Here is a 10,151-nt window from a genome sequence, read left to right on the forward strand (position 1 = left end):
CCTGCGGCGTCCTGGCCTCCCGCGCCTGCGGCGTCCTGGCCTCCCGCGCCTGCGGTGTCGGTCCCTGCGCGCCCGGCGTCATGGCTTCGGCATCCCGGCCCTCCGCACGTCCCGAGCCCCCGCGCACGCCGCCGACATGCGCGGCGTCCTTTCCTCCCGCGCCTCCGGCTGCCCCTCCCGCGCGTCACGGACCGCCGGCGCCTCCGGCGTCCTCATCCCCTTGCCCACGCAGCGCCCGCGTCCTTCCCCGCCAAGCCCCCGGCGCTTGCGGCCCCGTCTCCCCCCGCGCCGGCGCCCCCGGTCTTCATCTTTCTCCAAATACGCAGCCTTCCTCCCGCGCCGCGCCTCAGGACGGGTCGCGCCGACCGGCCCACCGCACCATCTGGCGCATCATCCCGTGGAAGCTCTGCACGTCCGCCCGCGTCAGCGGCATCCGCGACCAGAGGTTGCGCAGATTGCGCTTCATCCCCTCGGCCTTCTCCTCCGGGAAGAAGAACCCGGCCTCCTCCAGCCGCTCCTCGAAATGGTCGCCGAGCGCGGCGATCTCGGCGGTGGTCGCGAATTCCGTCCGCGCCATCGCCATCACCGCCTGCGGCGCCGCCTCGGTCGCCCGCCGCCATTCGTAGGCGCAGAGGAGCACGCATTGCGCGAGGTTGAGCGAGGGAAACTCCGGGTTCACCGGGACCGAGACGACGGCGTTCGCCCGGGCGATGTCCTCGTTCTCGAGGCCCGCGCGCTCGGGCCCGAACAGGATCGCGACGCGGCCGCCCGCGGCGATCCGGTCGCGCGCCTCGATCATGGCGCGCTCGGGCGTGACGACGGGCTTCGTCATCCCCCGCTCCCGCGCCGTGGTGGCGTAGACATAGGTGCAGTCGGCGATCGCCCCCGGCACGTCCCCGAAGAGGCCCGCGCGGTCGAGAAGCCGCCCCGCCCCGCTCGCCAGCGCCACGGCGCGCTCGTTCGGCCAGCCGTCGCGGGGGCCGACGACGCGCATCCGCTCGAGGCCGAAATTCCACATGGCGCGCGCCGAGGCGCCGATGTTCTCGCCCATCTGCGGACGGACGAGGACGAAGGCGGGCTGGCGGGCGGGGTCTTGCGCTGTCTCCTGCATGGCGAGGCCGATACAGCCACCCGCCGCCCCCGGCAAGGCCGGAGCCGCCCCTTGCGGCACTGACGCCAAGGGCGTATCGACGGCACCGACCCCGCACCCCGAGGCATGCGACGATGGCCGAGCGAGACACGCCCCAGATCTATCTCATCACGCCCGCCGCCTTCGAGCCGGAGGCCTTCGCCCCCGTCCTCGCGCGCCTCCTCGACGGGTTCGAGATCGCCTGCCTCCGCCTCGCGCTGGCCGAGACCGACGCCGACGCCGTCGCGCGGGCCGCCGACGCCTGCCGCGAGATCGCCCATGCCCGCGACGTGCCCCTGGTGATCGAGCGGCACGCGGGCCTCGTCGAACGTCTCGGCCTCGACGGCGTCCACCTGACCGACGCCGCGCGCTCGGTCCGGGCGGTGCGCAAGGCGCTCGGGGCGGACGCGATCCTTGGCGCGGCCTGCGGCACCTCGCGGCACGACGGGATGAACGCGGGCGAGATCGGCGCGGATTATGTCAGCTTCGGGCCCGTGGGCGAGACCGGCCTCGGCGAGGCCGGGCGCGCCGAGCGCGAGCTTTTCGCCTGGTGGACCGAGATGATCGAACTGCCCGTGGTCGCCGAGGGCGGCCTCGACGCGGGCCTGATCGAGAGCTTCGCGCCCGTCACCGACTTCTTCGCCATCGGGCCGGAGATCTGGCGCAGCGACGATCCCCTCGAGGCGCTCCGCGCGCTGACGGCGCCCTTGCGCTAGACCTCGCCCGCGAAGCCCCGCCGCACCGCCGCCTCGGCCGCCGCCGCCAGCGCCTTGCGGTCGGGGAAGTCGGCGACGCGGAGCGGCGCGTGGTAGATCACCCGCACCGCGCCCTGCCGCCGCACCGCGAGGACCGCGAGCAGGCTCGTCCCGAACTCCATCCCGCCCCACCAGCCGTAGAAGGACGCCGCCTCGCCCTCGGGCGCATCGTAGACCAGGCTCACGGGCTGGATCTGCAACTCCTCCCGCAGCGCGGGCGTCTGGAAGGCGGCGAAGAGGGTCGTGCGGAACGGAAGGACGCGCAGCCCGTCGGTCGAGGTTCCCTCGGGGAAGAACAGGAGCCTGTGGCCCGCGTGGAGCCGCTCCTCGAGGAGTTTTGCCTGCCGCGCGGCCTCGGCCCGGTCGCGGCGGACGAAGACCGTGCCCGTCCCGCGCGCGAGCCAGCCGATGCCGCCCCAGCCCGCGACCTCCTCCTTGGCGACGAAGTAGAGCCGCTTGGAGGCGTTCAGAACGAAGATGTCGAGCCAGCTCACGTGGTTCGCGACATAGGCGCCCACGCCGCGCATCGGCCGCCCCTCGACGAGGCGCGGCAACCCGAAGAGGCGGCAGGTCCAGACGCAGACGAACTGCGTGATGTAGGGCGTGATCGGCCTGGCGTAGCCCCAGATCGCGCGCTCCGGCGGCCTCAGAACGAGGAGGAGCGGAAAGCAGATGCCGAGCAGGAGCAGGACCGGCGCCCCGCGCCGCACCACCCGCAGCCAGCCGCGCAGGCCAGGACGCGGCGGCGGGGGCGGCGGCACGCCCTCCCAGGTGAAGCTCATGCGCGCCCCTCGCGGGCGAGCGCGCGGTCGCGGTCGTAGATCGCCCGGTGCTTGCCGGACATGCGCGCGATGTCCATGACGAGGCAGACGTCGATGCAGTTGAAGGGCCGATCGAGGAACGCGCCCTCGCCCACGAAGCCGCCGAGCCGGAGATAGGCCTTGATGAGCGCGGGGATCTCGCGGATCGCGGCGGGACGGTCGAGGTCCGGCTCGGCCACGAGGTCCATCGCGAGATGTCCGCCCTCCCGCGCGACGGGGCGCAGATCCTCGGGCGCGAGGTGCCGGTGATGGAGAAGCGAGAGCGGCGCGGCCAGCGCCTCGGGGTCGGTGCCGTGGAAGCTCGCCACCCCGAACATGACCTCGATGCCGTGGCGCGCGATGTAGTCGGCGAGCCCGCTCCAGAGATGCATCATCGCCGTGCCGCCCCGGTAGTCGGGATGCAGGCAGGACCGACCGAGCTCGAGCAGCCGCCGCCCCGAGGCGCGCAGCCGCGTCAGGTCGTATTCGTCCTCGGAATAGAACTGCCCGGCCTCGACCGCCTGCGCCTCGCGCATCAGGCGGTAGACGCCGACGACGCGCTCGCCCTCGGGGCGCCGCAAGTCGCGCAGGAGGAGATGGTCGAAGAAGGGGTCGAAGCGGTCGGCCTCGATCCGCGCGGCATGGTCGACCAGCGGCCCGTCGCCGCCGAGCTCCTCGACGAAGACCGCATAGCGCAGGCGCTGCGCCTCGCGGATGTCGTCCGGGCCCCTGGCGAGGGCGATCTCGAAATGGCTGTCGTCGAGTTCCATGCGGCGGACCGGCCCTGCGCCGGGCCCGCCCCGGACGCGAAAGTGGCTGCCTGCGGGTTAGCCGCGCACCGGTTGCGATGCAAGCCGCGCGCTTGCGACGCGGAAGCGCTTCGCGTTAACCATCGGTTAACCAGTTTGACCCATCGATGCCGATCAGGCGCGTGACGGTCACGTATCGAGTGTCAGGAGTACAAATCCATGTGGAGCGTCACGCGCCGACCGTCGAGCACGACCTTTCCCTCGTTCTCGAAGTTGACGGTGATCCTGCCGCCCACGTTCGACTGCACCTGCCCCAGGCCCCAGTCCGGCCGTTCGGGATGGCGCACGAGCATCCCGGGCTCCAGCATCGCGTTGAGATCCTCGGACATGGCCGCTCCGGAGGGTTGGACCGCGTGAGGGACGAGACGCCGCAGGCCGAAGCGCAGACCCTCGCCGACCTCATCGGGTCAAGGTTGTGTCACGACCTAAGTAATCCCCTCGGCGCGATCGGCAACGGGGTCGAGCTGCTGGAGATGACCGGCGGCGCGAACGGCCCCGAGATGGCGCTGATCCGCGACGCGGTCGCCGACGCGCTCGCCCGCGTGCGCTTCCTCCGGCTCGCCTTCGGACAGGCCGGGCCGGATCACCTCACCAGCGCGCGAGAGGCGCGGGCCGCCGTCGGCAACCTCTACCGCCAGTCGCGCATCGTTCCGAACTGGACGCCGCAGGCCGACCTGCCCCGCCGCGAGGTGAAGCTCGGCTTCCTGATGCTGCTCTGCGCCGAGACGGCGCTGCCCATGGGGGGGCATGTCACGGTGGCGACGGACGGTGCGGGGACCTGGACGCTCGAGGCGCTCTCGGAACGGATCGTCATGGACGAGGGGCTCTGGTCGGTCCTCCGCTTCGGAACCGGTGCGGCGGGTCGGCCCCTGCGGGCGGCGGAGGTGCAGTTCCCCCTCCTGCGCGAGACGGCCGAGGCGGCCGGTGCCACGGTGATCTACCGCCACGAGGAGGGGCGGCTCTTCCTGCGGGCGGGCTGAGAGGGCGGAGACCTCAGCCGAGGGGCCGCAGGTCCGCGCGGAAGCGGCGCATCCGCTCGCGGTAGTGTTCGGCCGAGGCGAGGAGGCGGGCGCGCGCGTCCGCGTCGAGCTCGCGCACCACCTTGCCGGGCATCCCCATGACGAGCGAGCCGTCCGGGATCACCTTGCCCTCGGGGATCAGGGCCATCGCCCCGATCAGGCAGCCCTTGCCGACCACCGCCCCGTTGAGGATCGTCGCGCCCATTCCGACGAGCGAGCCGTCGCCGATGGTGCAGCCGTGCAGCATCGCCTTGTGCCCGATGGTGCAGTTCTCGCCGATGCTCAGCGGATAGCCCATGTCGGTGTGGAAGACGCAGTTCTCCTGCACGTTCGAGCCCGCGCCGACGCGGATTTCCTCGTTGTCGCCGCGCAGCGTCGCGCCGAACCAGACCGAGGCCCCGGCCTCGAGCACGACGCGGCCGATGACATGCGCACCGGGCGCGACCCAGGTGTCGGCGTCGATCTCGGGGGAGATGCCGTCGAGCGCGTAGATCATCCTCGGCTCCCTTTCTCGAATTCCTGGTGCAGGCGGCGGACGTGGTCCTCGAGCCAGGGCTGCTGCTCGCGCCTAAGCCGCTCCGCCGAGACGATCAGCTTCAGCCGCTCGAAGGTGACGTCGAGGTCGTCGTTGACGAGGACGTATTCGTAGCCGCGCCAGTGGCTGATCTCGTCCCAGCTCTTGTTCATGCGCTTGGTGATGACCTCGGCCGAATCCTGCCCGCGGTCGATCAGGCGCCGCCAAAGCTCGGGGATCGACGGCGGCAGGATGAAGATCGAGAGCGTGTGCAGCCCGAGCGGCGAGTTGAGGATCTGGATCGCGCCCTGCCAGTCGATGTCGAAGACGACGTCCCGCCCGGCCTCGATCGCCTCGCGCACCGGCGCCTCTGGCGAGCCGTAGAAATGGCCGAAGACATGCGCATGCTCGAGCATGGCGCCCTCGGCGCCGAGGGACTTGAACGCGGGCTCCGCCAGGAAGTGGTAGTCCTCGCCGTCCGCCTCGCCGGGCCGCGGCTGCCGCGTCGTCGCGGAGACCGAGAAGCTGAGCGAGGGGTCCCACTCCATCAGCCGCCGCGCCAGCGTCGACTTGCCGGCACCCGAGGGCGAGGAGAGGATGATGAGAAGGCCGCGGCGGGACCCGGACTTGCTGCCTGTGGCGTCGGTGGCCATCGTCATTCCACGTTCTGAACCTGCTCGCGGGTCTGGTCGATGGCGAGTTTGAGGTCAAGGCCGATGGCCGTCAGCGCCGCGTCGCCGGACTTCGAGCACAGCGTGTTGGCCTCGCGGTTGAACTCCTGCATCAGGAAGTCGAGCTTGCGGCCCACCGGCCCGCCCGCGGAAAGGAGCGTCCGCGCCGCGCCGACATGGGCGCGCAGGCGGTCGAGTTCCTCCGTCACGTCCGCCTTCACGGCGAGAAGCGCGAGCTCCTGCGCGAGGCGGCCCTCGTCCACGTCCACCGCCTCGAGCACCTTGCGCAGGTTCGTGCGGAAGGTCTCGGCCTGGGCGGGCGCGCGCGCCTCGGCGGCGGCGGCGGCATCCTCCACGAGGGTCGCGATCCGGTCGAGCTGGGCCGAGAGCACCTCGGCCAGCGCCCGCCCCTCGGCGTGGCGCATCTCGACGAAGGCCGCGACGAGGCCCTCCGCCTCGGCCATCAGCGCCTCGGGCGCGGGCAGGTCGGGGGACGCGGCCTCGCCGCCCCGGAGCGAGAGGATCTCCACCGGCGAGGGATCGGTCAGCGCCATGCCCTGCGCCTCGGCCATCGCCCGCACCTGCGCAAGCGCGGCGAGCGTCGCCTCGAGCGCCACGCGGTCGAGGCCGCCCGCCCCGCCCTCCTCCGCGCGGACGAGCCGGAGGTTCACGCTGACCGAGCCGCGCGCGAGGCGCTCGCCGAGGAGCTTGCGCAAGGGCGCCTCGAGCGCGCCGAGCCCGTCGGGCACGCGCAGCCTCAGGTCCAGCCCGCGGGCGTTCACGCCGCGGATCTCCCAGCCCCAGCGCAGGCCGACCGAGGCGCCTTCGGCGGTCGCGTAACCGGTCATCGAGGCGATCGGAGCGGCTCCGGATTCGTTAACCAATTGGTAACTCTCCCTCTGCTCGTCTAATTGAAACGAGGCTATAAAGGATTGGGAAAGCAAAACCGGCAGGGGGTCAAGAAGCGGCGGGCGCCTGCCCGCCACGGCGAACGCATCCGCGCGCCCTCTGTCCTCCGGTCCCGCGCCATGGAGACCAAGTCATGACCGAACCTACGAAAACCGTGCCGGCCGGGCGGCCGCTCGACCGCCTGGTGCGCGATCCGGCCCTCCGCTGCGCCATCGAACACTGGGACGCGCTCCGGGGGCACCGCATGGTGCCGCCGCGGCTGGCGCTCGATCCGGCGGAACTGCGCCCGGTCCTGCACCAGTGCGCGATCCTCGAGAACCCGCGGCCCGGCACCGTGCGCATCCGCCTCGCCGGGGCGCGGATCAGCGCATTCATGGGGATGGAGGCCCGCGGAATGCCGCTGCGCGCGCTCTTCGACCTGGCTGACCGGGGACGGATCACGGCGGAGGCGGAACTCGCGCTGGCCGGGCCCGGCATCCTCCTGATCGAGGCGTTCTCGCCCGCGCCGCGCTACGGGTTCCCCGCGTCCGAAAGCCTCCGCACGCAGATCGCGCTCCTGCCGATGAGCGACCCCGGCGAGGCGGTGACGCGCGCCCTCCTCGTGGTCGGCGCGGCCGATCCGCGCGCGAAGGCCCCGCCGGAACCGCAGCGATGGTCGGTGGAACGCGTCGAGCGGATCGGCCTGCGCATCGGCGTGCCGGTCCTTTCGAACGGAGCGCCCCGGCGCCCGACGCCCGAGGTCCCGCGCCACGCCGACGAGGCGGCGACCGAGACCAGGGGCGCGCTGGCGCGGGCGCGCTTCCGCATCATCCGCGGCGGCCTCGCCTGAGGCCTCGCGCTCAGCCGGCGGCGCGCAGGGCCTCGCGGCTCTTCTGCAACTCCTCGGCGACGAGGAAGGCCAGTTCCAGCGACTGCGAGGCGTTGAGGCGAGGATCGCAGGCGGTGTGATAGCGCGAGGACAGGTCCTCGTCGGTCAGCGCGCGCATTCCGCCCGTGCACTCGGTCACGTCCTTGCCGGTCATCTCGAAATGCACGCCGCCCGGCACCGTGCCCTCGGCGCGGTGGATGGCGAAGAACTCCTGCACCTCGCGGAGGATGGCGTCGAAGGGCCGCGTCTTGTAGCCGGTGGAGGACTTGATGACGTTGCCGTGCATCGGATCGCAGGTCCAGAGCACGTTGGCGCCCTCGGCCTGTACCGTGCGGATCAGGCGCGGCAGGTTGTCGCCCACCTTGCCCGCCCCGAAGCGCGCGATCAGCGTGAGCCGCCCGGGCTCGTTGCCGGGATTGAGCTTCGCCATCAGGACCTTCAGGTCTTCCTCGGTGGTGGTCGGCCCGCACTTCAGCCCGATCGGGTTCAGGACGCCGCGGCAGAACTCGACATGCGCGCCGTCCGGCTGCCGCGTGCGGTCGCCGATCCAGATCATGTGCCCCGAACCCGCCAGCCACTTGCCCGAGGTCGAGTCGAGCCGGCAGAGCGCCTCCTCGTAGTCCAGCAGCAGCGCCTCGTGGCTGGTGTAGAAGTCGACGGTCGACAGTTCGTGGTTGGTCTCGCTCGTCAGGCCCGCCGCGGTCATGAAGTCGAGCGCGTCCTGGATGCGGTTGGCGATGCCGCGGTAGCGCTCGGCGTCGTCGTGGTCGGTGAAGCCCAGCGTCCAGGCATGGACGCGGTGGATGTCCGCGAAACCGCCCGTCGAGAAGGCGCGGAGCAGGTTCAGCGAGGCCGCCGCCTGCGTGTAGGCTTGGAGCATCCGGCGCGGATCGGGCGTGCGCGCCTCGAGCGTGGGCGCGATGTCGTTGATGATGTCGCCCTTGTAGGACGGCATCTCGACGCCGTTCACCATCTCGGTCGGCGCGGAGCGCGGCTTGGCGAACTGGCCCGCCATCCGGCCCACCTTCACCACCGGCACCTTGGCGCCGTAGGTCAGGACCATGGCCATCTGGAGGAGCACCTTGAAGGTGTCGCGGATCGTGTCGGCGGAGAACTCGGCGAAGCTCTCGGCGCAGTCGCCGCCCTGGAGGAGGAAGGCCTCGCCCCGGCTGGCGGCGGCAAGCTCGGACTTGAGGCGCCGGGCCTCGCCCGCGAAGACGAGCGGCGGGTATTTCGCAAGCTGCGTCACCGCCTCGGACAGCGCGCCCGCGTCCGGGTAGTCCGGCATCTGGATGCGCGGCTTCGCGCGCCAGTCCGCCTTGGTCCAGCCCTGTGTCGTCCCTCGTGCGCTCGCCCCGGTCATGGCAGGCCTCCTCATGCGTCTCGCGCTGGGTCTATACGCGAGCGGACCAGCCGGGCCAATCCCGCAATTGCCGCGCCCCGGGGATTGCCCTTGCCCGGAAATGATGCTTTGCGTTGATACCCAGTGAGACGCGCGCGCCCGAGGGCGCGACGGGCAGAAACGGACAGGAGATCATGGCAGAGCCGAAGCGGCGCACCGAAGTCGACACGCCCGCGCGGCGGTTCGTCTTCGTGCTGCTCGACCAGTTCACCATGCTCTGCTTCGCCAGCGCCGTCGAGGCGCTCAGGATCGCCAACCGGATGTCGGGCCGCCAGCTCTATACCTGGAAGCTCATCGGCGAGGGCGGCGAGGTCGCGTGGTGCTCGGCCGGGATCGGCTTCAAGCTCGACGGCGACCTCGACGAGATCGCGCGGGACGACACCGTGCTGGTCTGCGGCGGGATCGACGTGGCCTCGGCGACGACGCGACGTGTGGTGAGCTGGCTCCGCCGCGAGGCGCGCAAGGGCGCGGCCTTCGGCGGGCTCTGCACCGCGGGCTACACGCTGGCCAAGGCGGGCCTTCTCGACGGCAAGCGCGCCACGATCCACTGGGAGAACCAGGACAGCTTCTCCGAGGAGTTTCCCGACGTCACTCTGACGAAGTCGGTCTTCGTGATCGACGGCAACCGGATCACCACGGCGGGCGGCACCGCCTCGATCGACCTGATGCTGAAGATCATCGCCGACGCCCATGGCGAGGACCTCGCGAACCTCGTGGCCGACCAGCTGATCTACACCTCCATCCGCACCGACCAGGACACGCAGCGCCTGTCGATCCCGACGCGGATCGGCGTGCGGCACCCCAAGCTCGGGCAGGTCATCCGGATGATGGAGCAGAACATCGAGGACCCGATCAGCCCCGCGCAGCTCGCCCGGGAAGTGCAGATGTCGACGCGGCAGCTGGAACGGCTGTTCCGGCGCTACCTCAACCGCAGCCCCAAGCGCTACTACATGGAGCTGCGCCTCGCCAAGGCGCGCAACCTGCTGATGCAGACCGACATGAGCGTGATCAACGTGGCGCTCGCCTGCGGCTTCGCCTCGCCCTCGCACTTCTCCAAGTGCTACCGCGCGCATTACGACACCACGCCCTACCGCGAGCGCGGCACCCACGCGACCAAGGCGCGCGCCTGATCAGAAGTGGCCCAGCAGCGCGTCGTGGTCGCTGTTGAAGGTCATGGTGATCGCGACGACACCCCCTTCGGGCCGCTCGTGCCACAGGATGCGCACGTAGATGTAGGCCAGGTCGGTCCAGTAGGCGATCAGCTCCTGGTGGAAG

12 protein-coding genes are annotated in these 10,151 nt (G+C 71.5%); 4 read left to right on the plus strand and 8 right to left on the minus strand.

Going from position 1 to position 10,151, the window contains the following annotated elements; all coding sequences use genetic code 11:
* Positions 1–346 precede the first annotated feature (346 nt).
* Positions 347–1,111: an RNA methyltransferase gene (locus tag ACTS11_RS21355; protein WP_442642289.1), complete on the minus strand. Its 765-nt coding sequence runs from the start codon at positions 1,109–1,111 to the stop codon at positions 347–349.
* 113 nt (positions 1,112–1,224) lie between these two features.
* Here ACTS11_RS21355 and ACTS11_RS21360 point away from each other — a divergent pair, with 113 nt between their 5' ends.
* Complete coding sequence (locus ACTS11_RS21360; protein WP_442642290.1) at positions 1,225–1,845, plus strand: thiamine phosphate synthase; 621 nt, start codon at positions 1,225–1,227, stop codon at positions 1,843–1,845.
* Here ACTS11_RS21360 and ACTS11_RS21365 read toward each other — a convergent pair.
* The 3 genes from ACTS11_RS21365 to ACTS11_RS21375 form a co-directional block, all read right to left on the minus strand.
* A complete protein-coding gene (locus ACTS11_RS21365) occupies positions 1,842–2,666 on the minus strand; it encodes a lysophospholipid acyltransferase family protein (protein WP_442642291.1) in 825 nt (274 codons plus the stop codon). The genes ACTS11_RS21360 and ACTS11_RS21365 overlap by 4 nt on opposite strands.
* Positions 2,663–3,454, minus strand: a complete 792-nt coding sequence (locus ACTS11_RS21370; protein ID WP_442642292.1) for a GNAT family N-acetyltransferase — start codon at positions 3,452–3,454, stop codon at positions 2,663–2,665. The genes ACTS11_RS21365 and ACTS11_RS21370 overlap by 4 nt, the downstream gene beginning before the upstream one ends.
* 182 nt (positions 3,455–3,636) lie before the next feature.
* Complete coding sequence (locus ACTS11_RS21375; RefSeq protein ID WP_442642293.1) at positions 3,637–3,822, minus strand: DUF3553 domain-containing protein; 186 nt, start codon at positions 3,820–3,822, stop codon at positions 3,637–3,639.
* Between the two features lie 24 nt (positions 3,823–3,846).
* Here ACTS11_RS21375 and ACTS11_RS21380 point away from each other — a divergent pair, with 24 nt between their 5' ends.
* Positions 3,847–4,473 (plus strand): histidine phosphotransferase family protein, encoded by a 627-nt coding sequence (locus ACTS11_RS21380; RefSeq protein ID WP_442642294.1) that lies wholly within the window; start codon positions 3,847–3,849, stop codon positions 4,471–4,473.
* Positions 4,474–4,486: 13 nt separating this feature from the next.
* Here ACTS11_RS21380 and ACTS11_RS21385 read toward each other — a convergent pair whose 3' ends face one another.
* The 3 genes from ACTS11_RS21385 to ACTS11_RS21395 are packed head-to-tail and all read right to left on the minus strand — an operon-like array spanning position 4,487 to position 6,545.
* Positions 4,487–5,008, minus strand: coding sequence for a gamma carbonic anhydrase family protein (locus tag ACTS11_RS21385; protein ID WP_442642295.1), 522 nt, complete (start codon positions 5,006–5,008; stop codon positions 4,487–4,489).
* Positions 5,005–5,685 (minus strand): guanylate kinase, encoded by a 681-nt coding sequence (gene gmk, locus ACTS11_RS21390; RefSeq protein ID WP_442642296.1) that lies wholly within the window; start codon positions 5,683–5,685, stop codon positions 5,005–5,007. The genes ACTS11_RS21385 and gmk overlap by 4 nt, the downstream gene beginning before the upstream one ends.
* Positions 5,682–6,545 carry a YicC/YloC family endoribonuclease gene (locus ACTS11_RS21395; protein WP_442642297.1) on the minus strand — a complete coding sequence of 288 codons (864 nt, stop codon included), beginning with the start codon at positions 6,543–6,545 and terminating at the stop codon, positions 5,682–5,684. Before ACTS11_RS21395 ends, gmk begins: the two co-directional genes overlap by 4 nt.
* 194 nt (positions 6,546–6,739) lie before the next feature.
* Between ACTS11_RS21395 and ACTS11_RS21400 the strand changes: the two genes are divergently transcribed.
* On the plus strand, positions 6,740–7,435 hold the full coding sequence (locus tag ACTS11_RS21400; protein WP_442642298.1) for a PAS domain-containing protein: 696 nt from the start codon (positions 6,740–6,742) through the stop codon (positions 7,433–7,435).
* A 10-nt stretch (positions 7,436–7,445) separates the two neighbouring features.
* On the opposite strand, the gene ACTS11_RS21405 is transcribed toward ACTS11_RS21400, so the two are convergent.
* Positions 7,446–8,837, minus strand: a complete 1,392-nt coding sequence (locus ACTS11_RS21405; protein WP_442642299.1) for a class II 3-deoxy-7-phosphoheptulonate synthase — start codon at positions 8,835–8,837, stop codon at positions 7,446–7,448.
* 173 nt (positions 8,838–9,010) lie between these two features.
* On the opposite strand from ACTS11_RS21405, the gene ACTS11_RS21410 reads away from it, so the two are divergent.
* On the plus strand, positions 9,011–10,006 hold the full coding sequence (locus tag ACTS11_RS21410; RefSeq protein ID WP_442642300.1) for a GlxA family transcriptional regulator: 996 nt from the start codon (positions 9,011–9,013) through the stop codon (positions 10,004–10,006).
* The last annotated feature ends 145 nt before the right edge of the window (positions 10,007–10,151 follow it).

The organism is Roseicyclus sp. (assembly GCF_052168335.1).
Classification (GTDB): domain Bacteria; phylum Pseudomonadota; class Alphaproteobacteria; order Rhodobacterales; family Rhodobacteraceae; genus Roseibacterium.